Raw genomic sequence first — 24,208 nt, forward strand, 5'->3', positions numbered from 1 at the left:
CATTCGCGGGTCAGGCGCCCCGGGTGCGGTTTACGCTCCGCTCGGCAACCTCGCGCCTCCCAGGAGGCATCGGGCTGTCGCGAGGACGGCACGGGCCGTCCCAGCACCCGGAGGGAACCCGCATGACCCTGCCCACCCGTCGCCGACGGCTCCTCTCGCTGGCCACCGCAGCCACCCTGATGCTGGGGCTCCCGGCCCTCGGCGCCACCGTGCTCGCCGGCCCCGCCTCGTCGGCCGACCCGGCCGCGGACTGCGTCGCGCCGTACCCGGTCTCCGAGCTCGCCGCCGGCGACGCCGTCGATGGCCTGACGGTCGTGCGCGGCACCACCCCGACCGGCTTCACCGGCGAGGTCCTCGGCGTGCTCGAGGACGGCATCGGTCCGGACCTCGACATGGTCATGGTCGAGCTCGACATGCCGGAGTTCGACCGCACGGGGGGCATCTGGCAGGGGATGTCGGGCTCCCCGGTGTACGCCGAGGACGGCCGCCTCATCGGCGCCGTCGCCTACGGGCTCGCCTACGGCCCCTCGCCGATCGCCGGCATCACGCCGTTCGAGGAGATGGACACCTACCTGGCCGACCCGGCGAAGCCGGACGCCCGGATCCCGCTCGGCCGGGCGGACGCCCGCACGGTGGCCGCTCGCGCCGGGATCAGCCCCGCCCAGGCCGAGCGCGGCTTCCGCGAGCTCCCGATGCCGCTCGGCGTCACGGGGGTCAGCGCCCGCCGCCTCGCCCAGGCGCAGGCGAAGGGCTCCGACTTCCTGGAGAAGGCCAGCTACGTGCTCGGCCGCTCCGAGGCGAGGGCGGCCGGCCCGGAGACGATGGTCGCCGGCGGCAACCTCGGTGTCTCGGGCTCCCACGGCGACGTGACCATGGCCAGCGTCGGCACGGTCACCTCGGTCTGCGCGGGCCGCGTGGTCGGGTTCGGCCACCCGATGGGGCTGTTCGGGACCACGACCATGGGACTGCACCCGGCGGACGCCGTCTACGTGCAGCCCGACTCGCTGGGCGCGCCGTTCAAGGTCGCCAACATCGCCCCCGTCACCGGCACCGTCACCGAGGACCGGCTCACCGGCGTCACCGGCGCCTTCGGTGCCGCACCGGCCGCCATCGAGGTCGTCTCCCACGTCGCGTACGCCGGGCGCAGCCGGACCGGCGCCTCGTCGGTGTCGCTGCCCGAGCTCGCCGCCGACGTGACCTTCTACCAGCTGATGAGCAACCAGGACCGGGTCCTCGACGGTCCCGCGCGCGGCAGCGAGCTGCTCTCCTGGACGATCGAGGGCACCGAGGACGGCACCCCCTTCAGCCTCGGGTTCACCGACCGGTACACCGGCAGCGACCTCTCCTTCGAGCCGGCGTACAGCGTGGCGGAGGTGGTCTCGCACCTGTCCTACCTCGACGGCGTGACGCTCTCCTCGGTCGAGGCCCGGGCCACGGTCGACGACGACCTCACGACCCACACCGTGGGGTCGGTCCAGCAGCTGCGCCGCGGCGAGTGGGTGCCGGTCAGCCGCAAGGCGCCGGTGATCGCCAAGGCCGGCCGCAACGTCCGGATCCGGGTCCTGCTCAAGGGCAGCGCCGGTCGCCTGGTGCTGCCGGTCGACCCGATCGCGGTGCCCAAGCGGGCCGCCGGCCGGCTGGTGCTCCAGGTCCAGGGCGGGGGCTCGAGCTGGTCGAGCGCGTCCGGCCGCAACGTCACGAAGGTCGCCCAGGCGCTGGCCGATCAGCAGCGCCGCGACGAGGTGCGGATCCAGTTCGGCAGCCCGGAGAAGATCATGGGCGGGTACGACGAGGACTTCTACGAGGAGTTCTACCTGCGCGGCCCGGCCAAGCCGGGCAAGCCGCGCGGCGTCTCGTTCGTCCGGGAGAGCACCCTCGGCCCGCTCGACCACGTGGTGGACGGCGTCAAGCAGCTGCGGGTCGTCGTCCGCTGACCCCTGCTGTGGAGAACCCCGCCGAGTCGGCGCACATGTGCGCCGACTCGGCGGGCTCGTCCACAGTCGGTCAGAGGCGGACCAGCATCTTGCCGGTGTTGGCGCCGCTGAGGACGCCGAGGAACGCGTCGACGGCGCGGTCGAGGCCGTCCTCGTAGGTCTCGCGGTAGGCCAGCTCGCCCGCGGCGACCCAGGCGCCGGCCCGCTCGTAGAACTCCCCGGCGGCGTCGGCGTGGTCGGTGACGATGAAGCCGCGGATCGTCAGGCGCTTGCTGACGATCATCATCATGTTCCGCGGGCCGGGCTGCGGGGTCTCGGCGTTGTAGTCGGCGATCATCCCGCACACCGCGACCCGGCCGAAGTCGCCCATCGCCGAGATCGCGGCCTCGAGGTGGTCGCCGCCGACGTTGTCGAAGTAGACGTCGACCGGACCGTGCTCGGCCAGTTGCTTGCCGATCGGGGCCGCCTTGTAGTCCAGCCCCACGTCGTACCCGAGCTCGCCGGTCAGCCAGGCCACCTTCTCCGGCGACCCGGCGGAGCCGATCACCTTCGCGGCGCCGAGCTTGCGGGCGATCTGCCCGGCGAGCGAGCCGACGGCGCCGGCGGCACCCGAGACGAACACGGTGTCGCCCTCCCGCACCTCCGCGATCCGCGTCAGCCCGACGTACGCCGTGAGCCCGGGCATGCCGAGCACGCTGAGGTACGCCGACGCGGGGACCGCCGAGGTGTCGATCTTGCGGAAGGAGCGGGCCGGGGCCAGCGCGTGCTCCCGCCAGCCCAGCTGGTGCAGGACGGTGTCGCCGGGGGAGAGGGAGTCGTCGCCCGACGCGACGACCTCGCCGACCGCGCCGCCGTCGAGCGGCGCGTCGAGCCGGTACGGCGGCACGTAGGACTTCACGTCGTTCATCCGGCCGCGCATGTAGGGGTCGACCGACATGACGGTGTTGCGCACCAGCACCTCGCCGGGGCCGGGGTCGGGCAGCTCGACCTCCACCGTGCGGAAGTCCTCGGGCGTCGGCCAGCCCTGCGGTCGGGCGGCCAGGTGGATCTCACGGGTCGTGGTGGTCATCCCTCGAGCCTGACAGGGGGGCGGACGCGGGGCGGGCGAGGGACGCCGCCGGTGTGTGGGGAATCACGGGGGCAGCGATGGGGTCCGGGGCGGGCCGGCCCACCAGACTGTAAGGGCCGCCACCGCGGCTCTGCCCCTGACACCGTGACGGGGCGACCAGACCCAGCCTGACCCGGCGACCCCGGGTCGGAAGGACGCGCAGCACCGTGAACGCCCACGCTCACCTCCACCTCGCCCGCGGGATCGTCGCCGGACGGATCCGCTCGGACCTCGACTCCCCGGCCCAGCGCGAGGTCGCGCTCGCGATGGACGCCGTGCGCCGCGCCCGCCGTACCTCGCGCCGTACCCGCTGACCGGACGCGCCCGTCCCGGGCGCGTCGTTCTGGCACGCTGTCGGCCATGAGCGACGCCCCGCGCACCCCCGAGACCCACCGGTCCGTCGACGTCCGCCGCACCGGCGACCTCACCTTCGAGGCGGTCAACGCGCGCGGCGGGACGCTGCCGATGGGGAGCGGGGACGACCCGACGTTCACCCCGGTCGAGCTGCTCCTCGCCGCGCTCGCCGGCTGCGGGGCCATCGACCTCGAGCACCTCACCGGCAAGCGCGCGCCGTTCGCGTCCTTCGCCGCCCGCTCGGAGGGCCACAAGGTGCGCGACGAGCACGGCAACCACCTCGTCGACCTGCGGGTGACCTTCGACGTCACCTTCCCGGAGGGCGCCGACGGCGACCGCGCCCGGGAGGTGCTGCCGCGCTCGCTGGAGCAGATCGAGGGCCGGCTGTGCTCGGTCGGCCGCACCGTCCAGGTCGGTGACCCGGTGCGGTACGTCGCGGGCCCGGTGGCCGACTGATGGCGCGGTCGGGGCGCTGGACCGACGTGCCCCGGCAGGACGGGCGCCGGGTCGTCGTCACCGGCGGCAGCAGCGGCATCGGCCTGGAGACCGCGAAGGCGCTCGCCGAGCGCGGTGCCCGGGTGACCCTCGCCGTCCGCAACCGGGACCGCGGGGAGCGGGCCGCCGCGGCGATGGACGGCGACGTCGACGTCCGCATCCTCGACGTCGCCGACCTCGACTCGGTGCGCGCGTTCGCGGACGCGACCGGAGACGTCGACGTACTCATCAACAACGCCGGCGTGCTCGGCCTGCCGCTCTCGCGCACCGCCGAGGGCTTCGAGATGCAGCTCGCCACCAACCACCTCGGCCACCACGCGCTCACCAACCTGCTGCTGCCGCGCCTGACCGACCGCGTCGTCGTCGTCTCGTCGCGCTCGCACCACCACGGGGCGCTCGACCTCGACGACCTCTGCTGGGAGCGCCGTCCCTATCGCGCGTACGCGGCGTACGCCGACTCCAAGCTCGCCAACATGCTGTTCCTCGCCGAGCTGCAGCGGCGGCTGACCGCGGCCGGCTCGTCGCTGCGGGTCACCGGCGCCCACCCGGGGTCGACCGCCACGCAGGTCACCGGCAACACCGGCAACACGGTCAAGACGTTCGTGGGCCGGCACGGCCACAGGCTGGTCGGCATGCCGGCGTGGCAGGGCGCGCTGCCGGTTCTGTACGCCGCGACCATGGACGTCCCCGGAAACACCTTCGTCGGCCCGGACGGGATCGGCGAGCTGCGCGGCGGGCCGACCGCCGTCGGACGCAGCCGGCGCGCGCTCGACCCCGCGCTGGCCCAGGCGCTCTGGGCGCGCTCGGAGGAGCTGACGGGCGTGAGGTTCCCGCTCTGAGGGGGTCCCGCGGCGTCCTGGACCGACAGACCTTCCTCTTGACCGACGAAGCTTCGTCGGTCAAGCGGAGGATTCACCGGTCGACCGGTGAATCCTCCCCGGCCGGTCAGCCGACCGTGACCGCGCTGATGTCGACGGCGGTCTTGGGCGTGCCGTCGGGGCCGCCCTCCTGGGTGCCGGCGGCGGCGGCGTCGGCGACCAGCTTCACGCTGGCCTCGTCGAGCGTGCCGAAGACGGTGTACGCCGGGTCGAGCCGGGTGTCGGCGTAGACGAGGAAGAACTGGCTGCCGTTGGTGTCCGGGCCGGCGTTCGCCATCGCGATGGTGCCGGCGGTGTAGACCTCGTCGCCGGTGAGCTCGTCGCCGAACTGGTAGCCCGGGCCGCCCATGCCGGTGCCCGTCGGGTCGCCGCACTGGAGGACGCCGAACTCCGCCGCGGTGGTGACCCGGTGGCAGGTGGTGTCGTCGTAGTACTGCTGCTCCGCCAGCGAGACGAACGAGTTGACCGTGCACGGGGCCTTCTCGGCGTCCAGGGTCGCCGACAGGTCGCCGATGCTGGTCTCGATCGTGACCGGCACCTCGCCGCTGACGGTCGCGTCGCCCGGCGGCAGGTCGACCTCCTTGGCCGGCTCGCTCACCGCGTCCTCGATGTACTCGCAGGCCACGCCGGTGCCCTCGGCCGCGTCCTCCGTGGGGCTGGTGCTGCCGGACGGCGTCGACACGGCGTCGGACTCCGACGCGGTGCTCGTGGGGCTGTCGCTCTCCTCACCGCACCCGGCCAGCAGGCTGACGGAGGCCAGGGCGGCCAGGACGGCGAGGGATCGCTTGGCGGAAGGCATGCCGCCGATCGTAGGGGAGGGGATCACGCGTTCCGGCCGCGGGCGGTCACGGCCCAGGGCAGCAGGCGGTCCTCGCCGACCCACAGGACGTCGTGGAGGTTGACCGCCGCGCACACGTGGTTGGGCACCAGGTCGAGCACCGAGCCCAGCGGGGGGAGGGGTGCGCCGGCGACGTCGACCACGGCGTGGTGCTCGGAGAGCAGCACGACCCGGGCGTCCGGGAGGGCGGGCAGCCGGCCCCAGCCGGTGGCGTACGCCGCCCGGTCGGCGCCGATCGCCTTGCTCCCGGCGTCGAGGACCAGCCGGCCGCCGGCGTGGCTGACCACGGTCGCGCGGCAGGTCAGCGCGACGTCCTGGGGTGCCGTGGTGCCGAGCTCCCACTGCTGGGCGTCGCCGAAGACGTACACCCCGGGCCGCAGCTCGGTCAGGACCCCCAGGTCGGCGTCCCGCAGGCTCGGGGTGGAGCCGCCGCTGACCACGCGGGGCTCGATGCCCTGCGCGCGCAGCGAGGCGGCGGCGGCGGCCAGCGCGGCGGCCTCGTCCTGCGCCGCCGACCGCAGCGCGTCGAGGGCGTAGCTGTGCCCGGGGAACGTGAACACCCCGCGCACCGGCAGCCCGGCCCGCTCGGCCGCCGCGGCCACGGCGCCGGCCTCGTCCGGGGGTACGCCGGTGCGGTGGTGGCCGCTGTCGACCTCGACCAGGACCTCGATCCCCGACCCGGCCAGCCACCGGCCCGCCTGCTCGGCTCCCGCCGCGGAGTCGACGCCGAACGCGACCGTCGCCCGCTCGGCGAGCGACCGCAGGCGCGCGCCGGCGCCCTCGGTCACCCAGAGCGGGTAGCCGACGAAGACGTCGGCGCACCCGCCCTCGACGAACGCCTCCGCCTCGCCGATCGTGGCGACGGTGAGGCCGACCGCGCCGGCGTCGAGCTGCAGCCGGCCGATCTCGGGGCACTTGTGGGTCTTGGCGTGCGGACGCAGCGCGACCCCCGCGTCGGCGGCCCGGTCGGCGAGCCGCCGGATGTTGGTCCGGAGCCGCTCGGCGTCGACGTGCAGGTACGGCGTGGCGGGCGTGCTCACAGCTCCTCGTGCGTCTCGGGGTCGCCGTCGAAGAGCCGCCCGTCCGGTCGCCCGAGTGCCGTGATGGCCTCGACCTCCTCGGCGCTCAGCTCGAAGCCGGCCAGGTCGAGGTTGGCCCGCTGCCGCTCCGGCGTCGCCGACTTGGGGATCGGGACCGCCCCGAGCTGGAGCTGCCAGCGCAGGATCACCTGGCCCGGGGTCACGCCGTGCCGCTCGGCGGCGGACGCGACCGGCGGCTCCGCGAACGGCGCCTGCCGCTTGCCGAGCGGGCTCCACGACTCGGTCAGGATGCCGAGACGCTCGTGGACGGCGCGCATCTCGCGCTGGGGGAAGTAGGGGTGCAGCTCGACCTGGTTGACCACGGGCGTCACCCCGGTCGCGGCGATGATCTGCTCCAGGTGCGGCTCGGCGAAGTTGGAGACGCCGATCGAGCGGATCAGCCCCTCCTCCCGCAGGTCGACCAGCGCCCGCCACGCCTCGACGTACCGGCCGACGCGGGGGTTGGGCCAGTGGATGAGGTGCAGGTCCAGGCGGTCGAGGCCGAGCCGCTCCAGGGAGTCGCGCACGCTCGCCCGCGCGTCGTCGTACCCGTGGTGGCGGCCGGGGAGCTTGCTGGTCACGACGAGCTCGTCGCGGGGGACACCCGAGCGCCGGACGGCCTCGCCGACCTCGCGCTCGTTCCCGTAGTTCACCGCGGTGTCGATGAGCCGGTAGCCGGCCTCGATGGCGCTGGTGACCGCCTCGACGCACTCGTCGCCCCTTAGGGGATAGGTGCCGAAGCCGATGCCCGGGATGGTCTGCCCGTCGGCGAGGGTGCGGGTGGGGACGCTCATGCGCGTCAGCCTAGGTCGGTGCACGAGAATGACCGGGTGGACCTGGTCTCGGACTGCTCGCGCTGCGTGGGGCTGTGCTGCGTCGTGCTGCCGTTCGGGCGCTCGGCGGACTTCGCGTTCGACAAGCGGGCGGGGGAGCCCTGCCGCCACCTCACCCCGGGGCACGCGTGCGGCATCCACGCCGAGCTGCGGCCCCGCGGGATGACGGGGTGCACGGTCTTCGAGTGCTTCGGGGCCGGCCAGCAGGTGACCCAGGTGGTGTACGCCGACCGCCCGGCCGGCCCGGACGGCACGGACCCGGAGGTGATCGCCGTCTTCGACGTGGTCCGCGGCCTGCACGAGATGCTGGTGCTGCTCGAGGAGGCGGGCCGGCTCGGGGGAGAGGTGGCCCGGCTGCGCGAGCGGCTCGCGGACCTGGTCGGCTCGGACCCCGCGACCCTGCTGGCGGTCGACACCGACGCCCTGCGGCGCGAGGTCGGCCCCGCGCTCGCCGCGGTCAGCGGCGCCGTACGGCGCGGGGGTCCGTCGCTGGCCGGGGCCGACCTCGTGGGCGCCGACCTGCGCAGGCGCGGTCTCCGCGACGCGGACCTGCGCGGCGCGCTGCTGATCGGCGCCGACCTCCGGGACGCCGACCTCGGTCGCGCCGACCTGCTGGGTGCGGACCTGCGCGGCGCGGACCTGTCGGGCGCGGACCTCTCCGACGTGCTGTTCCTGACGACGCCGCAGGCGGCTGGCGCCCGGGGCGACGCGTCGACCCGGATCCCGGACCGGGTCGCCCGGCCGGCGCACTGGCGCTGAAAGCGGGCCTCAGGTGCCGTCGTCGGGGGTGGCCGCGTGGTGCTCGAGGCCGGCGGTGCGCCGCTCCTCCTTCATCTCCGCCTCGTGGAGGTGGCGGCGGCCGCCGACGAGCTCGTCGCGCGCGGCCTTCTCCAGCTCCTTGAACGCGCCGTAGTAGGTGTCGTCGTACGCCTCGACGATCTGGAACGTCCAGCGCCCCTCGATCACGTTGCGGCCGACGAGCTCCCGCTCCACGCGGTCGGCGAGCTCGGTGTGCCCGGCGTCCCGCAGCTCGGCGACGGAGTCGCCGAGAGTGAGGTCGGCGGTGCCGCTGAGCCGGTGGAAGCTGTAGAGGAAGCCGCGGGCCGCCTCGACCGCCTCCAGCGCCTCGGAGAGCTTGCCGAGCGCGGCCACCGTGGCGTCGGTGACGCCGTCCGGCCGCCGGTGCCGCTCGTCGGGACCGTCGGACCTGTTCGAACGGTGGCTGGTCAGGAGAGGACCTCGGCGGCCGAGACCGCGCCGTGCTTGTCCTCGATGGCGTCGGCCAGCTTCGCGATCTCGTCGTCGCTGAGGTCGACCCCGACCTCGGAGGCGCCCTTGCGCAGCTCGCTGGCCACGGTGCCCTCGGTGGCGCCGTCCTGCCAGGAGGTGACGCGGTCCACGACGGCCTGCACGGCTTCGAGCTTCTCGTTGTCAGCGCTGCTCATGAGGCGTCGGTAACCCAACCTCGCCGGGGCTAACCTCGATCCATGGCCGTCGGCTCGCGCCCGCTGCCGGGGCTCCTCGTGCTGCTGCTCGCCCCGGCGATCGTCGCGTGCGCCGCCGACGAGGGGCCGGGCCAGCCCCGGCGTACGACGGCCGCGTCGGCGTCCGCCGCACCTGCGCCGGCAGCCTCGCCGGTGCCCCCGGCCTCGCCCGAGGCCCCGGCAGAGCCGACACCGACCCCGCCCCCGGGGCCCGAGCCGAGCGCGGGCCGTCCGGCGCGGGCGGTGCTGTCCATCCCGGCGCTGGGGATCCGTGACCTGGTCGTGGTGCCCTACCGCGGCCGCACCGACGACGCGCCCGGCACCGCGATCCAGAACCGGGGGCTCGCGGCCAGCCCGCACGGCCCCGCGGGCGGCACCGGCCCGGGCGGCATCGGGAACTACCAGGTGACCGCGCACCGGCTCTCCTCGACGCGCGCCTTCGAGTTCCTCCCGCGGCTGCGACCGGGCGCCCGGGTGCACGTCGTGGCGGACGGGGTCCGCTACACCTACCGGATCACCGGCACCCGGGAGACGTCGTTCCGCTCGCCGAGGTCCTTGCGACAGCAGCGCGCGGCCGTCCCGGGGCGGCCCGGGGTCGCGCCGACCCGGGCGATGGTCACCCTCTCCACGTGCGCCACGCCCGAGGACCACGCGGTCGGCAACTACTGGTCCGACGAGCACGACAACCCCGAGCACCGGATCGACAAGATCGGCGAGCTCGTCGCCGCCGCGCCTGACCAGCGCGACACGCGATCTTGAGGAATCCTTGACAAGGTGTTGTCGTTCTTCATAATCGCGTCGATTGTGATGGAGGCATGACGCAGGGGGAGCAGGTACAGGCGCTGACCGGCACGTTGACGCGGATCGAGAGTGACGCGTTGGTGGAGTCGCACGTGGCGCTGGTGGGTCACCTGGTCCGTGAGGTGCTGGCCCGGGTGCCGGCGCACGTGGACCGTGACGACCTGCGCTCGGCGGGTCTGGTGGCGCTGGTCAAGGCCTCGCGGACCTTCGAGCCCGAGCGGGGAGTGGTCTTCGCGGCCTACGCCTCGACCCGGATCCGCGGTGCGCTGCTCGACGAGCTGCGCTCGGTGGACTGGGCCTCGCGCTCGGTACGTCGCCGCAGCCGGGAGATCGAGTCGGCGCGCAACACCCTGGCGGTCCAGGACGGTCGGGTGCCCGACAACGACCAGGTCGCCGCCATGCTCGGTGTCAGCGTCGATGTCGTGGAGCGGTGCGCCAAGGACGTGGCCCGCGCCGGCGTGGTCTCGTTGGACGCGGGGGAGGCCGAGCAGTCCCTGGCCCAGCTGGTGCCCTCGGTCGAGCCCGGACCGGACGCCGCGGTGGAGATGACCGAGCGTCTGCAGTACCTCGAGGCCGCGATCGTCGAGCTTCCCGAGCGGCTGCGCGCGGTCGTGGAGGGCTACTTCCTCGACGAGCGCCCGATGGCCGAGCTCGCTGCCGAGCTGGGCGTGACCGAGTCGCGGATCTCCCAGATGCGCGCCGAGGCACTGGTGCTGCTCAAGGACGCGATGAACGCCGCGCTCGAGCCGGCCGCGGTCCGCCCCGCCACCCGCCCCACCGGCGTCGTCGCCCGTCGCCGCGAGGCCTACGTCACCGCCGTCGCCGCCCGCCAGGTCGAGGCCCGCCGTACCCCCGCCAGCAGCTACGAGCACATGTCGGTACGCCGCGCCCGCGCCCGCCGCGCCACCCTCAGCGCGTCCGCCTGAGCCCCCGGCTCCGCGCCACGCCCCTGGGTCCGTCACCGCTGGTGGCGGGCCCGCGGTGCGTCACGGGCGTTGCACACCGTCCGGCAGGACGTCTTCCTGAGGAATGGGCCCCGATCTTGAGGATTCCTTGACGAGGTGTTGTCGTTCTTCATAATCGCGTCGATTGTGATGGAGGCATGACGCAGGGGGAGCAGGTACAGGCGCTGACCGGCACGTTGACGCGGATCGAGAGTGACGCGTTGGTGGAGTCGCACGTGGCGCTGGTGGGTCACCTGGTCCGTGAGGTGCTGGCCCGGGTGCCGGCGCACGTGGACCGTGACGACCTGCGCTCGGCGGGTCTGGTGGCGCTGGTCAAGGCCTCGCGGACCTTCGAGCCCGAGCGGGGAGTGGTCTTCGCGGCCTACGCCTCGACCCGGATCCGCGGTGCGCTGCTCGACGAGCTGCGCTCGGTGGACTGGGCCTCGCGCTCGGTACGTCGCCGCAGCCGGGAGATCGAGTCGGCGCGCAACACCCTGGCGGTCCAGGACGGTCGGGTGCCCGACAACGACCAGGTCGCCGCCATGCTCGGTGTCAGCGTCGATGTCGTGGAGCGGTGCGCCAAGGACGTGGCCCGCGCCGGCGTGGTCTCGTTGGACGCGGGGGAGGCCGAGCAGTCCCTGGCCCAGCTGGTGCCCTCGGTCGAGCCCGGACCGGACGCCGCGGTGGAGATGACCGAGCGTCTGCAGTACCTCGAGGCCGCGATCGTCGAGCTTCCCGAGCGGCTGCGCGCGGTCGTGGAGGGCTACTTCCTCGACGAGCGCCCGATGGCCGAGCTCGCTGCCGAGCTGGGCGTGACCGAGTCGCGGATCTCCCAGATGCGCGCCGAGGCACTGGTGCTGCTCAAGGACGCGATGAACGCCGCGCTCGAGCCGGCCGCGGTCCGCCCCGCCACCCGCCCCACCGGCGTCGTCGCCCGTCGCCGCGAGGCCTACGTCACCGCGGTCGCCGCCCGCCAGGTCGAGGCCCGCCGTACCCCCGCCAGCAGCTACGAGCACATGTCGGTACGCCGCGCCCGCGCCCGCCGCGCCACCCTCAGCGCGTCGGCCTGACAGATGCGTCATTCCTCCCGCCTCGGAGCCGTCCCTGCGCTGCTCGCGGTCGCCACCATCAGCGTGACTCCGTACAACGACGGTGGCGGTCACGTCGGGTCCGACGTGTTCCGGGCCAAGAAGCGCGCCACACTGCACGTCCGCTGAGGTCGGCTCAGGCCGCTCAGTGACTCAGCTTGAGACCGACGACGCAGCCGATCAGACCCATCAGCAGCACGATCTTGACGGGGGAGACCGCCTCCGTCCCCGACGCCATGCCGTACGCCACGGTGAGCGCGGCGCCGATGCCCACCCACACGGCGTACCCGGTCCCGACCGGCAGGGTGCGCAGCGCGTAGGCGAGCCCGCCCATGCTCAGGACGATCCCCACCGCGAAGACCAGGGTCGGGACGAGGCGGGAGAACCCCTCGGACTTGCCGAGCGCCGTCGCCCAGACGGCCTCGAGGACACCGGACAGGACCAGCACGAACCACGCCATGAGGAGCTCCCGCGTGGCCGTCTTGTCGCGTTCCGGGTACGGCTCCCTCGTCCGGTCGAGCCCTGACGGCTCGGACTCGATCGTACGGCGCGCCCGGTAGCGCCGGTCACGGCGGCTCGACGACCTCCGCACCGCTCGCGGCGTCGTAGAGGTAGACCTGCTCGCCCGCGCGTGGGTCGCGGGCGACGAGCACATGGAACGCCGGGTCGGCTCCGTCGGGGAGCTCCACCACGGTCGCGCCGGCGCCCAGCACGCCGCGGACGAGGTGGGGTGGTGCCGTGGTGTCGATGCGGGTCACCACACCCGGCGTCACCCAGACGGGGATGCCGGCCAGCTGGCCGCTGAGCTGGAAGTGCAGGTGGCCGGTGAGGATGGCGCGGACGTCGCTTCCTCGGACGACCTGCTCGAGGTCCGCGATGTTCTGGAGGACGACCCTGGCCACGTTCGGGACCCAGGCCAGGTGGAGGGGTGGGTGGTGGAACACCAGGATCGTTCCGGCCGGTGCGGGGTCGGCCAGGGTCGCCGGGAGGCGCTCCAGCTGGTGCTCGTCGAGCAGGCCGTGGACGGAACCGGGGACCAGGCTGTCCAAGGTGATGACGCGGAGCCCACCGAGATGACTCACCGCCGCGCACAGGTCGGCCTCGGGAGCGAGCGGCTCGCCGCGATCAGCGCCGTCGGGGCCCAGGTGCCCGCTGCCGAGCACCGTGCGGAAGGGATCCCGGGCGTCGTGGTTCCCGGTGCTGTAGATGTGGGGGATACCGCGCTCGGCCGCGAAGGAGCCGATCCGGTCGAGGACCATCTGACATCCGGCGGCCGACCCGTCGTCGGCGATGTCGCCGCTGACGACGACCGCGTCGAGGTCCGGCACGTGGCGTGCGTCGAGCAGGATCTGATCGAGCGCCGCCACGGCGTCGACCCCGTCCATGTCGGGCCCGCTGGCGGACACGTGCGTGTCCGAGAGGTGCAGGATGCGAGTCATGACGCTCCCGGGAGCTGGGGAGTGGAGGCGGTCGGAGAATCATCATCCAGGACCCCCCGAAACGCAGAACCTGACATAATGTCAGTTATCGGCGAAGAATCAACGGGAGTGTTCTGATCTGCGAGAGCGGCCGCGCACCCCGCTGGAGATCCGTCACTGGCGTTGCCGATCAGACATCGCGGCACAGGTCGACGATGAGTTGGTCAGGCCCGCGAAGGTAGGCGGCTTCGGTGCCCCAGTCAGTCCGGAGAGGCCCAGCGAGCAGCTCTGCTCCTGCAGCGACGGCGCGATTTACGGCCACCCCGACGTCGTCGACGTACTGGTGAAGGATCAAGCCGTTGAGCTCGCCCCACGGGACCATGGCGTCCCGGGAAAGCATCACGCGGAGACCGCCCGCGTCCAGCTCCCCGAAGTTCGGGTCGTCCGAGAGGACGCGCCATCCGTACGCCGCGGACAGCATCTGAGTTGCCGCCGAAACGTCGTCAACCCGAAGGTCGATTGCCTGCACAGCCATGCCCGAGCCCCCCTCGTTCGCCGTTCCGGTGAGAACGGTATCGAGTGAGTCGCCCAGGGCGCCGGATCTCATACTCCCGGCTAACGAGCTCCCGTTCCCGCTTCGGATGCGAGGTCACCCTCGCTCGTCAGGCCCTGGGGTGTAACGGGTGAGGACGCAGAACTCATTGCCCTCTGGGTCTGCGAGCACCGCCCACCCCTTGTCAGGTCCGTCGCGCCGATCGTCGACGAACGTGGCGCCCAGCACCATGATCCGGTCGACCTCCTCCTCGCGGGTGCGGTCGGTCGGGCGAATGCAGAGGTGCATACGGTTCTTCACCGTCTTCGTCTCGGGCACCCGGGCAAAGATGATCTCGCGGTCATCGGGTCCCACCAGCCAGCACTCCTCCTCGTCGGGCCCCATCTCCGCTTCGTCGAGGAGTCGGAAGTCCTCCAACACCTCTGACCACCATCTGACCTGGGAGTACGGATCGATCGCGTCGATACAGAAGTTTCGATGTGCGAGACACCATGGTCGCCATGATCGCTGATTTCGCTTCTCGGTGGCAGAAGGGGATGTGACTGGTAGCGCTCAGCGTCTGGTCTCGTACCTGGTCAGGACCACACCGTCAGGAAACTGCCGGGTCTCCACCAGGCTCAGGTTCACCCAGTTGTCCAGGGCCGTGAAGAACGGCGTGCCGCCGCCCACCAGGACCGGTGCGGTGGCCAGCACGTACTCATCGATCAGTCCGGCCCGCATGGCCGCCGCGGCGAGCGTGGCGCCGCCGATGTCCATGCGGCCGCCGTCCTCGCCCTTGAGCCGGGTGATCTCGGTGACCGCGTCACCGGTGGCCAGGCGGGTGTTCCAGTCGACCGCGCCGGTCGACGAGGAGAACACCACCTTCGGCATGTCCCGCCAGCGACGGGCGAACTCCATCTCCGCCGGTGTGGCTCCGGGCTGCTGGTCGGCGGTCGGCCAGTGGGAGCTCATCGCCTCCCACAGCTTGCGTCCGTACAGGGCCAGGCCCGTCGCACCGACCCGGTCCGACCACCACTGGAACATCTCCTCGCTCGGCACGCCCCAGCCGATGTCGTCGCCGGGCGCGGCGGTGTAGCCGTCCAGGCTCACGTTCATGCCGTAGGTCAGTTTCCGCACGGCGTCAGCCTCCCCGTGAGTCGGTCCTCGGCACAACCAGACCAGCAGGACGTCGAGAAGTCATCGGTCGGTCCCGGACGGCGATGCGTTTGGTCAGGTCTTGCGCCACACAGAAACGTGGGTGTCGCTGGTGGCCAGGAACGGACTCCCCTTCCAGTCAGCCCACCGTGACTCGAGCTCCAAGCCAGCCAGCTGAGCCATGAGGTCACACTCAGCCGGCCAGATGTACCGGAAGTGCCCGGCCCCGTACCGAACGGTTCCTTCGTCGTCCCGGTGGTAGTGGTGCGACGTGCATTCCTGGGTGAGCAGGTCATAGGTGTCGAACACGAGGTGGCCTTCGCCAACGCTCATGGGGACTGCTTCCTCGCCAGGTAGGAGCCGTTGGATCGGCGGCACCCAGAGGTCGATGACGAATCGACCGCCTGGCCGGAGGTGATGTGCCGCGTTCTTGAAGCACTGCACCTGCTCGGCCTGTGTTCGTAGGTTCGAGATGCTGTTCCAGACGAGGAAGACGAGCGAGAATGTCCCGGCGCCGGGCACCGCCGTGGTGGCCATGTCCCCCACGAGCACGGGGATCTGCTGCTCGTCCACCTTGCGGCGAAGTTGCGCCACCATCGGCTCGGACAGCTCGATTCCCGTCACGGGAACGCCGCGCGCTGCCAACGGGATCCCGACCCGGCCGGTCCCGATAGCGAACTCCAATGCTGGACCGTCCTCAGCCAGGCGCTCGAGGAGGTCGAGGGTTGGATCCAGCACATCTGGGGCGAAGTGAACCTCGGCGTCGGCGTCGTACCTGGCGGCGGTCTCTTCGTCCCACACGTCGCTGGTCGTCACGGCACTGAGCGTTTCGCCAGGTGCGTGCACGCTGCCAGCTGATTTCTGGGCTCCGTGCCGGCGGCCTCGACGAACCACTCCCCCTCCCACCTCCTGCATGGTCGGCGACTGCCGGGTTGACCGCGGCGCAGTGCGGTAGACGGGAGCTCGTCGGAGGACGGTGTCGCTCTGGTCGAGCAGTTCGACCTGCGCATACCGGAGTGGCAGTTCTCCTGGGGACATGAAGACGACGACCTCGTTCACGACCTGGTCTGTGAGCACCTGACCGGTCGTCGGGTCGGCGAGCCGTGCGGTGAACGCCGACGGTTCGGCGACCCAGCCACCGAGCACGGCGTGCTGTCTGGATCCGCTGCAGCCCCACCCGCCGGAGGTCACGAAGACCTCGTCGGGTCCTGGCGCGCCCGGACCGCCCGACCAACCACCTGAGGCTCGCCACGCTCCTTCGCGGTCACGAGTCAGGCTGAGGAAAGCGCGTCGGGGGTCGCCCTCGGTCGTCCGGAAGGACACGGCGACCACGGCGTCGTCGCCTGAACTTTCCTCGCGGGCGATCTCGATCGAGTCTTCTGCGGCGTCGTGGTCCGACCTCAAGACCGCGTGCACGATGTCCTCGAGGCTGATCTCGGTCATCACCTGAACCTAGGCGAGCCCGAGTCCCGCCACATCGGGGATGACCCCGAGATGGGCACGCATGGCTGCTTCTCAGTCGCCGGTGTTCGCGAGGAGCTCTTCGACCACGTCCGCGATCATCCGGTGCCCCTGCTGCTCGTACGCCTCGTCCCCGACCTTGAAGGCCCACGCTGCTGTCCCGACGGCTTCGCGGATGCGCAGCCTGAGCCAGGTGTCGGGTTCGCGAGGATCGCTGCCGTACCCGTCGAGGAAGGCTTCCTCGAGCTCCGGCCGGGTCCGGAACTGCTGCGCGGCGAGCCGTCCGAGATCGGTGTACGCCGGCCGGACGTCGGCGCGCCCGAAGTCGATGACTCCGACATGTCCTTCGTGGACGAGCCAGTTGCGCGGCTGCCAGTCGCCGTGCGTCGGCACCACCACCGACCGCGGGCTCGGCCAGGTCTCGACCTCCTCGGTCAGCACTGCCGCGGTCTCGGCAGCGATCCGGTGCGGACGACCCAGCCACGCGAGCGTCTCCTCCTTCTGCCGCCGTTCGAACTCGCCGTCGTCGAGCACGGCGGACTGCCCGTGGAGGCGCACCAGCAGCCCGCCGGCCTGGCGATAGGTGTCGGGATCCCACTCGTGCGCGGTCCCCTCGACGAGCTCCCCCGGGAGGTACTCGGTGACCAGCAGCCTGGCCTCGACATCGCCGTGCACCAGCCGCGGTGCGCGCCCGATCGACGTCCACGGTTCGAGCCACTGGCGGTGCGCGGCGTGCTCGCGAGCGATGTGGTGGTCACCGGCGTCGCCGGCCTTGACGACGTACGAGGCGCCGTCCGGCCCGCGCAGCTCGAGGACCGTCGTGCCGACCAGTCCCCAGCTGTGGTCCCGCTCGACGGTCGCGCCGGGCAGCCAGCGGTCCACCAGCTCGCGTTGCCGCGGACTGAGCTGACCGAGGTCCGGAGGCACCGGATGAGGCTATCCGTTGTCGGCGCCCAGCACCTCGGTCTCCCCGGTGCGACGGACGACGGCCGCAGCGAGGTCGGCCATCAGCTCGGCGAGCCGGTCGACCAGCCAGCGCAGCTGGGCGTCGGACAGCCACGGCGTCGCGGGTCGACCGTCAGTCGGTGACCAACCCGGCGGCACGGAAGGCCCGGTCGTAGATCTCCCGGACCGCCTGCTCCTTGCGGGCGTTGTACTGCATGGTGTGCTCCCCCTGCGCGTTGGCGGCGGCAGCAGCCGAGCGCTTCGCCGCGGCGTACCGGGCGCGCTCGTCGGCGTTGCCGCGCAGCCAGTCGCGGAAGATCCGGTGCTTGACCGGCTCGGGGCTGTCGGGGCCGAACACGTGCAGGTTGCACCTCGGCTGCGGCAGGCGCAGCGCCCGGTGCTCGAACCACCAGGGCTCCCGGACCCGGAGGACGAACCCGGCGGCCTCGAGCGCCGGGAGGTACGCCGCCTCGTCGGTCGGGTCGGCGACGACCAGGTCGACGTCGATGATCGGCTTGGCGACCAGGCCGGGCACCGACGTCGATCCGACGTGCTCGATCGAGATCGCCCGCCAGCCCAACGCGTCCCGGATCCGCGCGGCGATCTCCGCGAAGGCGTCGGGCCAGGCCGGGTGCGGGTCGGCGAGGTCGACCCCGACCTCCGGCCCGGCGCCGTCGACCCAGGGTGACTCCCCCGGAGGTGCCGGCGGGTCGTGGAAGGTCACGATGTCCTGGCGGCTCGGCATGCGCGTCAGCCTAGGCGGCGGCCGGGCCGGTTCAGGTCGGCGTTCAGCGCCGACGGCACCCGGCGGCTCCGACAGCACACCTCGGATGGCCAATCCTGGGGGTGTCGTGGGTGTTCTCCGCAGGTTTGTCCCCGGCCGGCCGTACTTTCAGGAGAACCCCGGCCACCACGACGAGAGGAAGGAGCCCGACCATGTGGGACACCGTCCAGACCAACGACGTCCATCTCTCGCACGACCTGCCCTGCCCGCGCTGCGGCCACGGGACGCACACGTTCCTGGCGTGTGGCGACGCGTGCACCTGCCCGCCGGTGGCGATGCCCGGCGAGCGCCAGCTGCTTGCTCAGCCCCGATCCGCCTGAGGCCGCCGGCCTCGCCGCATGGGTCGCGTCACCACGAAGCTCACGCTGGGACGACAAAGGTTCATCGTCCAGGCGGGAGCTTCATCGGCCGGCCGATGAAACTCCCGGCCCCGCCTGACCTCAGCCGATCCCCTCGACGACCGCGACGCTGCGGAGCGCCGGCCGGTCGTCGTCGTCCTCGACGCGCCCGCACCACCACTCCAGGCGCAGCCCGTCGGGCAGCACCTCGAGCACGGCGAGGTTGTTGTCGTACCAGGGACCCTTGGTCAGCCGCCACCGCAGCGGCGAGCGCGGCATCCGCCCGCGGGTGAGCGCTCCTGTCGGGCGCGCCCGGCCCTTGCCGGCCAGCGCGGTGACCCCGCGCATGAACCGCGGCAACGGGTTGCGGATGGGCGAGCACACCGCCTGGATGATCCGGGTCGTCACCTCGACGTTCTCCAGGGGATCCGGCTCGGCCTCCGCGACGTAGCTGTGGTGCACGTCGCCGGAGAGGAAGGTGACCGTCCGCGGCGCGCGTCCCCGCTGGCCCGACCCCACCTCCAGGACCATCCGCGCGACCCGCGCGAAGCCCTCCTGGAAGGCCGCCCAGTGCTCGAGGTCCGCCGCCTGGCGCAGCGACTCCCCCGCCGGCCGCAGCCACCGCCCGAACCGCCCGGTCGCGAGCGCCTCGCTGAACGACTCCGCGTGGTGGATCGCCGGCGCGAGCAGGAACGGCAGCGACGTGCCGACGAGCAGGTGGTCGACGTCTCCGCGCATCCGCTTGTCCAGCCAGGCCATCTCCTCGTCGTCGAGGATCGAGCGGCGCTCGGGCTCCAGCACCCGCGCCGCGCGCGAGTCGATGACGACCAGCCGGGCCTGGGTGTCGTAGTCGCGCGAGAAGCTCCAGCGGTAGGAGTCCGGGCGCTGGTCGGCGGCGTCGGCGAGCTCGTCGAGCTCCGCGCTGATGTCGAGCTCGGCCTCCCCGTCGTACGTCGAGATCCGCTGCCACAGCGGGTCCTCGGCGCGGTCGGCCGGGCTGAGGTTGCCGAGGTGCTGGTAGACCCAGTACGACGCGAGCCCGGCGACGACCCGCTCGTGCCACCAGTCGGTCTGCTCCATCTCGCGCCGCCAGCTGAGGCTGGTGTTCCAGTCGTCGCGGATGTCGTGGTCGTCGAAGATCATCGCGCTCGGCAGGGTGGACAGCAGCCAGCGGTTGGCAGGGTCGCTCCACGCGAGGCGGTAGAGGTGGGCGTACTCCTCGTAGTCCTTGAGCTCGTACCAGGGCGACTCGCTGGGGTCGCGGCGCTCCTCGATGAAGCGCTTCATCTCCACGCTGGTGTCGTCGGCGTACACCTGGTCGCCGAGGAACAGCACCAGGTCGGGCCACCCGCCGGTGTCCTGGCCGTCGCCGTCCCCGGTGATGCCCGCCATCCGCATCGCGTAGGCGCGCAGCGCGTCGACGCCGTGGGCCTCGTGGCCCTCCTCGTCGTGGGAGACGCTGACCCGGCAGGAGCCGAACGCCATCCGCAGCGGCTTCCCGGGACGCAGCGTGGCGATCACGCTCTCGCCGTACTCCTGCTCCCGCGTCGGCCAGACCCGCACTCCCCCGACGTCGACGGTGTACGGGTGGTGGCCGCCCGGCTCCAGGCCGTCGAGCTCGGCGAGCGCGTAGTGGTGCCCGTGGGCCGCGAACGTGCGCGTGGTCGCGGCGCGGTCCCCCGCGGCGACGACCACGGTGGCCGCCTCCGTCGTCTCGACCCAGACGGTGGCCGTGGTGTCGTCGACGTACCGCAGGAGCGGGCCGAGCCTGAGCACGTCGGAGCCGCTCACGGCTCGATCATGACCTTGATCGAGCGGCGCTCGTCCATGGCGCGGTAGCCCTCGGCGACCTCGTCGAGCGGCAGCCGGGAGTCGAAGACCCGCCCCGGGTCGATCGTCCCGTCGAGCACCAGCCCGAGCAGCTCGGGGAGGTAGCGGCGGACCGGCGCCATGCCGCCCGCGAGGCCGACGTTCTTGCCGAACATCGTGCGCACCGGCAGCTGGACGCCGTGCGGGACGCCGACGAAGCCGACGGTGGAGCCGGGCCGGGCGACGCCGAAGGCGGTGCGCACCGCGTCGTCGGTGCCGACGCACTCGAGGACGGCGTCCGCCCCGATGCCCTCGGTGATCTCCTTGACGATCGCGCCACCCTCCTTGCCGCGCTCCGCGACGACATGGGTGGCGCCGAACGCGCGGGCGATCTCCTGGCGGGGCGCGTGCCGGGACATCGCGATGATCTTCTCCGCCCCCATCGTCGCGGCGGCGAGCACGCCGCACAGGCCGACGGCCCCGTCCCCCACGACCACGACGGTGCCCCCGGGGCGGACCCCGGCCGAGACCGCGGCGTGCCAGCCGGTCGGCATCACGTCGGAGAGCGCGAGCAGGGACGGCAGCAGCGCGGCGTCCGGCATCCCGTCGGTGGCGACCAGGCTGCCGTCGGCCTGGGTGACCCGGGCGTACTCCGCCTGGCCGCTCACCGTCATGCCGAGGTTGACGCACGCGCTGTGCGCGCCGGCCAGGCAGTGCGGGCAGGTGCCGTCGCAGTGGTCGAACGGCACGATGACGAAGTCGCCGGGCTTGAACGACGTGACCGCCGCGCCGACCTCCTCGACCACGCCGATGCACTCGTGCCCGATGGTCGCGCCCTCGGTGATGTCGTTCTCGCCGCGGTAGGGCCACAGGTCGGAGCCGCAGATGCACCCGGCGGTCACCTTCACGATCGCGTCGGTGGGTGCCTCGATGGTCGGGTCGGGGACCTCGGAGACGCGGATGTCCCCGGGGCCGTGGATCGTGGTGGCTCGCATGGCGGCAATCCTTGCAGGCGCGTCCACGATTGGCGGTATCTCACATGTGAGTTATCTTGGTCGCATGAGCGAGGGATACAAGGGCCGGATCGGGAATCTCATCCGCGACGCCCGCAAGCACCGGGGCCTGACCCAGCAGCAGCTGGCCGAGCTCCTGGCGACCAGCCAGAGCGCGATCAACCGGATCGAGAAGGGCCACCAGAACCTCTCCCTCGAGATGCTCGCCCGCATCGGCGCCGCGCTCGACTCCGAGATCGTCGCCGTCGGCGCCGGGCCGACGCACCTGCGCGTCACCGGGCCCACGACGCTCTCCGGCACCATCGACGTCAAGACCTCCAAGAACGCCGGCGTCGCGCTGCTCTGCGCCTCGCTGCTGAACCGCGGCCGCACCACGCTGCGCAAGGTCGCGCGGATCGAGGAGGTCAACCGCCTGCTCGAGGTGCTCGGCAGCCTCGGCGTGCAGACCCGCTGGCTCAACGCCGACAACGACCTGGAGATCGTGCCGCCGCACGACCTCGACCTCGGGCACATCGACGAGGCCGCGGCCCGCCGTACCCGCTCGGTGATCATGTTCCTCGGCCCGCTGCTGCACCGCGCGGAGACCTTCGAGCTGCCGTACGCCGGGGGCTGCAACCTCGGCACCCGCACCGTCGAACCGCACATGGCCGCGCTGCGCCCGTTCGGCCTCGAGGTCAAGGCGACCGACGGGATGTACCACGCCTACGTCAACCGGGCGATCGAGCCGGGCCGCCCGATCGTGCTGACCGAGCGTGGCGACACCGTCACCGAGAACGCCCTGATGGCGGCGGCGCTGCACCCCGGCACCACCGTGATCCGCAACGCGTCGTCGAACTACATGGTCCAGGACCTCTGCTTCTTCCTGCAGAAGCTCGGCGTCGAGATCGAGGGCGTCGGCTCCACCACGCTGACCGTCACCGGCGTCGAGGACATCGACGTCGACGTCGACTACGCCCCCAGCGAGGACCCGATCGAGGCGATGTCGCTGCTCGCCGCGGCGATCGTGACCAAGTCGGAGATCACCATCCGCCGCGTGCCGATCGAGTTCCTCGAGATCGAGCTCGCGCTGCTGGAGGAGATGGGCCTGCAGTACCAGCGCTCCGAGGAGTACGTCGCCGAGAACGGCCGCACCCGGCTCCTCGACCTCACCACGCTGCCCTCGGAGCTGCACGCCCCGCTGGACAAGATCCACCCGATGCCGTTCCCGGGCCTCAACATCGACAACCTGCCGTTCTTCGCGGTCATCGCCGCGGTCGCGGAGGGCCAGACGCTGCTGCACGACTGGGTCTACGAGAACCGCGCGATCTACCTCACCGACCTCAACAAGCTCGGTGGGCACGTCAAGCTGCTCGACCCGCACCGGGTGATGATCGAGGGCCCCACGTCGTTCACCGGCACCGAGCTGGTCTGCCCTCCGGCGCTGCGCCCGGCCGTGGTGATCCTGCTGGCGATGCTCGCCTCGAAGGGCACCTCGGTGCTGCGCGGCACCTACGTCATCCACCGCGGCTACGAGGACCTCGCCGAGCGCCTCAACCTGCTCGGCGCCCAGATCGAGCCGTTCCGCGACATCTGAGTTCGGTCCGCGGCGCAGGGCGGGCGGGCGGCGTACTTCTCAGGGAGAACCTGATGTTCTCAGGGATCGCGATGGCCCCGAACATCAGGTTTCCCCGGTGATCCGGGGCGGTGTCCACGGGTCGTAGCAACACCCTGATCGATTGGGGTGGTGGTGGTGCCGCATGGAGTGTTGGTTCCCCGAGAGGTACGGCGGGAGTTCTGGTCGCTGGTGCGGGCGGGGTTGTCGCCGGGTCAGGCGGGGATGGCGTTGGGTGCCTCGAAGGACGCGGGGAACCTGTGGTTCCGCCAGGCTGGTGGGGTGAAGCCGACGCTGGTGAAGCCGGGGCCGCGGGTGCGTCGGCCGTTGACGTTGCAGGACCGGGAGTCGATCGGGCTGCTGCGTGCCGGGGGTGCGGGGGTGCGTGAGATCGCTCGGGAACTGGGTCGCGACCCTGGGGTGGTCTCTCGCGAGCTGGCTCGCAACACCACCAAGTCCGGCGGTTACCGGCCCTTGGGTGCCCAGCAGGGCACCGAGGCTCGGGCACGCCGCCCGAAGACCGCGAAGTTGGCCCGGCCGGGTCCGTTGCGGGACTTCGTGATCGCGAAGCTGGGCGATGACTGGTCGCCGCGGCAGATCGCTAACGTGTTGGCGGTGGAGCACCCCGAGGACCCCGAACGACGGGTGTGCGCGGAGACGATCTACCAGTCGATCTACATCCAGTCCCGCGGTGCGCTGAAGCGCGACCTGGCCGCGCACCTGCGCCGCAGCCGTGCGCAACGCCGGCCGCAGAACCGTCCCGAGGAGCGACGCGGGAAGCTGGTCGGCACGATCTCGATCAGTCAGCGGCCCGCCGAGGCGGCCGACCGTGCGGTGCCCGGTCACTGGGAGGGCGATCTGATCATGGGCCGGGAGAACGGGTCGGCGATCGGGACGCTGGTGGAGCGCACGACCCGGTTCGTGATGCTGATCCACCTACCTGGACGGCACACCGCGAGCGAGTTCCACGACGCGATCGTGCCGACGCTGAACACCTTGCCGGCGGAGCTGAAGCGGTCACTGACCTGGGACAACGGCAAGGAGATGGCGATGCACCGCCCGATCACGATGGCCACCGACATGGCCATCTACTTCGCCGACCCCCGCTCACCGTGGCAACGCGGATCGAACGAGAACACCAACGGGCTACTGCGCCAGTACTTCCCCAAGGGCGTCAGCCTGCGCCAGTACAGCCCCGCCGACCTCACCGAAGCAGCCCGACGACTCAACAGCCGACCCCGCGAAACCCTCGGCTGGCGCACCCCCGGACAAGCCCTCAACCAGCTACTGTCCGAACCGTTCAAGATGCCCGGTGTTGCTTAGACC

At 72.2% G+C, this 24,208-nt stretch carries 28 protein-coding genes and 1 riboswitch; of the genes, 11 read left to right on the plus strand and 17 right to left on the minus strand.

What is annotated here, in order from left to right:
- The first annotated feature begins 122 nt into the window (after window positions 1-122).
- Window positions 123-1,934 (plus strand): SpoIVB peptidase S55 domain-containing protein, encoded by a 1,812-nt coding sequence (locus tag H4O22_RS10225; RefSeq protein WP_182523328.1) that lies wholly within the window; start codon window positions 123-125, stop codon window positions 1,932-1,934.
- 70 nt (window positions 1,935-2,004) lie between these two features.
- Here H4O22_RS10225 and H4O22_RS10230 read toward each other — a convergent pair whose 3' ends face one another.
- Window positions 2,005-3,003 carry an NADP-dependent oxidoreductase gene (locus tag H4O22_RS10230; RefSeq protein ID WP_182523329.1) on the minus strand — a complete coding sequence of 333 codons (999 nt, stop codon included), beginning with the start codon at window positions 3,001-3,003 and terminating at the stop codon, window positions 2,005-2,007.
- A gap of 206 nt (window positions 3,004-3,209) precedes the next feature.
- Here H4O22_RS10230 and H4O22_RS10235 point away from each other — a divergent pair, with 206 nt between their 5' ends.
- The 3 genes from H4O22_RS10235 to H4O22_RS10245 are packed head-to-tail and all read left to right on the plus strand — an operon-like array spanning window position 3,210 to window position 4,730.
- Window positions 3,210-3,356 carry a hypothetical protein gene (locus H4O22_RS10235; RefSeq protein WP_182523330.1) on the plus strand — a complete coding sequence of 49 codons (147 nt, stop codon included), beginning with the start codon at window positions 3,210-3,212 and terminating at the stop codon, window positions 3,354-3,356.
- A gap of 46 nt (window positions 3,357-3,402) precedes the next feature.
- Window positions 3,403-3,852, plus strand: a complete 450-nt coding sequence (locus H4O22_RS10240) for an OsmC family protein (protein ID WP_182523331.1) — start codon at window positions 3,403-3,405, stop codon at window positions 3,850-3,852.
- Window positions 3,852-4,730 carry an oxidoreductase gene (locus H4O22_RS10245; RefSeq protein WP_182523332.1) on the plus strand — a complete coding sequence of 293 codons (879 nt, stop codon included), beginning with the start codon at window positions 3,852-3,854 and terminating at the stop codon, window positions 4,728-4,730. Before H4O22_RS10240 ends, H4O22_RS10245 begins: the two co-directional genes overlap by 1 nt.
- 106 nt (window positions 4,731-4,836) lie before the next feature.
- Here the strand turns inward: H4O22_RS10245 and H4O22_RS10250 are convergent, their stop codons facing one another.
- Genes H4O22_RS10250 through H4O22_RS10260 form a run of 3 tightly spaced genes read right to left on the minus strand, consistent with a single transcriptional unit; the run spans window position 4,837 to window position 7,480 of the window.
- Entirely contained in the window at window positions 4,837-5,568 is a 732-nt protein-coding gene (locus H4O22_RS10250; RefSeq protein ID WP_182523333.1) for a peptidylprolyl isomerase, read from the minus strand.
- A 23-nt stretch (window positions 5,569-5,591) separates the two neighbouring features.
- Entirely contained in the window at window positions 5,592-6,647 is a 1,056-nt protein-coding gene (locus tag H4O22_RS10255; protein WP_182523334.1) for an alanine racemase, read from the minus strand.
- A complete protein-coding gene (locus tag H4O22_RS10260; RefSeq protein WP_182523335.1) occupies window positions 6,644-7,480 on the minus strand; it encodes an aldo/keto reductase in 837 nt (278 codons plus the stop codon). Before H4O22_RS10260 ends, H4O22_RS10255 begins: the two co-directional genes overlap by 4 nt.
- An 18-nt stretch (window positions 7,481-7,498) precedes the next feature.
- Between H4O22_RS10260 and H4O22_RS10265 the strand changes: the two genes are divergently transcribed.
- Entirely contained in the window at window positions 7,499-8,278 is a 780-nt protein-coding gene (locus H4O22_RS10265; RefSeq protein ID WP_182523336.1) for a pentapeptide repeat-containing protein, read from the plus strand.
- Between the two features lie 9 nt (window positions 8,279-8,287).
- On the opposite strand, the gene H4O22_RS10270 is transcribed toward H4O22_RS10265, so the two are convergent.
- Window positions 8,288-8,671, minus strand: a complete 384-nt coding sequence (locus tag H4O22_RS10270; RefSeq protein ID WP_244962922.1) for a hypothetical protein — start codon at window positions 8,669-8,671, stop codon at window positions 8,288-8,290.
- Window positions 8,672-8,745: 74 nt separating this feature from the next.
- Window positions 8,746-8,964, minus strand: coding sequence for a hypothetical protein (locus tag H4O22_RS10275; RefSeq protein WP_182523337.1), 219 nt, complete (start codon window positions 8,962-8,964; stop codon window positions 8,746-8,748).
- A 42-nt stretch (window positions 8,965-9,006) separates the two neighbouring features.
- On the opposite strand from H4O22_RS10275, the gene H4O22_RS10280 reads away from it, so the two are divergent.
- The 3 genes from H4O22_RS10280 to H4O22_RS10290 all read left to right on the plus strand — a co-directional run bounded on the left by H4O22_RS10280 (window position 9,007) and on the right by H4O22_RS10290 (window position 11,818).
- Window positions 9,007-9,762 (plus strand): sortase domain-containing protein, encoded by a 756-nt coding sequence (locus H4O22_RS10280; protein WP_182523338.1) that lies wholly within the window; start codon window positions 9,007-9,009, stop codon window positions 9,760-9,762.
- A gap of 56 nt (window positions 9,763-9,818) precedes the next feature.
- On the plus strand, window positions 9,819-10,730 hold the full coding sequence (locus tag H4O22_RS10285; protein ID WP_182523339.1) for a sigma-70 family RNA polymerase sigma factor: 912 nt from the start codon (window positions 9,819-9,821) through the stop codon (window positions 10,728-10,730).
- Window positions 10,731-10,906: 176 nt separating this feature from the next.
- Window positions 10,907-11,818 (plus strand): sigma-70 family RNA polymerase sigma factor, encoded by a 912-nt coding sequence (locus H4O22_RS10290; RefSeq protein WP_182523339.1) that lies wholly within the window; start codon window positions 10,907-10,909, stop codon window positions 11,816-11,818.
- Between the two features lie 163 nt (window positions 11,819-11,981).
- Here H4O22_RS10290 and H4O22_RS10295 read toward each other — a convergent pair whose 3' ends face one another.
- From H4O22_RS10295 to H4O22_RS10335, 9 genes are all read right to left on the minus strand, one after another.
- Window positions 11,982-12,296 (minus strand): DMT family transporter, encoded by a 315-nt coding sequence (locus tag H4O22_RS10295; protein WP_182523340.1) that lies wholly within the window; start codon window positions 12,294-12,296, stop codon window positions 11,982-11,984.
- A 12-nt stretch (window positions 12,297-12,308) separates the two neighbouring features.
- Window positions 12,309-12,373: riboswitch (guanidine-III (ykkC-III) riboswitch) on the minus strand.
- A 29-nt stretch (window positions 12,374-12,402) separates the two neighbouring features.
- Window positions 12,403-13,275 (minus strand): metallophosphoesterase, encoded by an 873-nt coding sequence (locus tag H4O22_RS10300; protein ID WP_182523341.1) that lies wholly within the window; start codon window positions 13,273-13,275, stop codon window positions 12,403-12,405.
- 169 nt (window positions 13,276-13,444) lie between these two features.
- Window positions 13,445-13,789 carry a VOC family protein gene (locus H4O22_RS10305; protein ID WP_182523342.1) on the minus strand — a complete coding sequence of 115 codons (345 nt, stop codon included), beginning with the start codon at window positions 13,787-13,789 and terminating at the stop codon, window positions 13,445-13,447.
- 114 nt (window positions 13,790-13,903) lie between these two features.
- Window positions 13,904-14,272, minus strand: a complete 369-nt coding sequence (locus H4O22_RS10310; protein ID WP_182527070.1) for a VOC family protein — start codon at window positions 14,270-14,272, stop codon at window positions 13,904-13,906.
- An 87-nt stretch (window positions 14,273-14,359) separates the two neighbouring features.
- Entirely contained in the window at window positions 14,360-14,923 is a 564-nt protein-coding gene (locus H4O22_RS10315; protein WP_182523343.1) for a dihydrofolate reductase family protein, read from the minus strand.
- Between the two features lie 93 nt (window positions 14,924-15,016).
- Window positions 15,017-16,384 carry a class I SAM-dependent DNA methyltransferase gene (locus tag H4O22_RS20575; protein ID WP_227466634.1) on the minus strand — a complete coding sequence of 456 codons (1,368 nt, stop codon included), beginning with the start codon at window positions 16,382-16,384 and terminating at the stop codon, window positions 15,017-15,019.
- A gap of 72 nt (window positions 16,385-16,456) precedes the next feature.
- Window positions 16,457-17,329 carry a phosphotransferase family protein gene (locus H4O22_RS10325; RefSeq protein ID WP_182523344.1) on the minus strand — a complete coding sequence of 291 codons (873 nt, stop codon included), beginning with the start codon at window positions 17,327-17,329 and terminating at the stop codon, window positions 16,457-16,459.
- A gap of 9 nt (window positions 17,330-17,338) precedes the next feature.
- On the minus strand, window positions 17,339-17,506 hold the full coding sequence (locus H4O22_RS10330) for a hypothetical protein (protein WP_182523345.1): 168 nt from the start codon (window positions 17,504-17,506) through the stop codon (window positions 17,339-17,341).
- Window positions 17,481-18,092 (minus strand): GrpB family protein, encoded by a 612-nt coding sequence (locus tag H4O22_RS10335; protein ID WP_182523346.1) that lies wholly within the window; start codon window positions 18,090-18,092, stop codon window positions 17,481-17,483. The genes H4O22_RS10330 and H4O22_RS10335 overlap by 26 nt, the downstream gene beginning before the upstream one ends.
- Before the next feature lie 191 nt (window positions 18,093-18,283).
- On the opposite strand from H4O22_RS10335, the gene H4O22_RS10340 reads away from it, so the two are divergent.
- Window positions 18,284-18,451 carry a hypothetical protein gene (locus tag H4O22_RS10340; RefSeq protein WP_182523347.1) on the plus strand — a complete coding sequence of 56 codons (168 nt, stop codon included), beginning with the start codon at window positions 18,284-18,286 and terminating at the stop codon, window positions 18,449-18,451.
- A gap of 120 nt (window positions 18,452-18,571) precedes the next feature.
- On the opposite strand, the gene H4O22_RS10345 is transcribed toward H4O22_RS10340, so the two are convergent.
- Both H4O22_RS10345 and H4O22_RS10350 read right to left on the minus strand, forming a co-directional pair.
- Entirely contained in the window at window positions 18,572-20,260 is a 1,689-nt protein-coding gene (locus tag H4O22_RS10345) for an alkaline phosphatase D family protein (RefSeq protein ID WP_182523348.1), read from the minus strand.
- Window positions 20,257-21,273, minus strand: a complete 1,017-nt coding sequence (locus tag H4O22_RS10350; RefSeq protein ID WP_182523349.1) for a zinc-dependent alcohol dehydrogenase family protein — start codon at window positions 21,271-21,273, stop codon at window positions 20,257-20,259. Before H4O22_RS10350 ends, H4O22_RS10345 begins: the two co-directional genes overlap by 4 nt.
- A gap of 64 nt (window positions 21,274-21,337) precedes the next feature.
- Between H4O22_RS10350 and H4O22_RS10355 the strand changes: the two genes are divergently transcribed.
- A complete protein-coding gene (locus H4O22_RS10355) occupies window positions 21,338-22,864 on the plus strand; it encodes a helix-turn-helix domain-containing protein (RefSeq protein ID WP_182523350.1) in 1,527 nt (508 codons plus the stop codon).
- A 156-nt stretch (window positions 22,865-23,020) separates the two neighbouring features.
- Window positions 23,021-24,205, plus strand: a complete 1,185-nt coding sequence (locus H4O22_RS10360) for an IS30 family transposase (protein WP_425325973.1) — start codon at window positions 23,021-23,023, stop codon at window positions 24,203-24,205.
- The last annotated feature ends 3 nt before the right edge of the window (window positions 24,206-24,208 follow it).

Origin of the sequence: Nocardioides dongkuii (assembly GCF_014127485.1) — a bacterium.
Lineage (GTDB): Bacteria > Actinomycetota > Actinomycetes > Propionibacteriales > Nocardioidaceae > Nocardioides > Nocardioides dongkuii.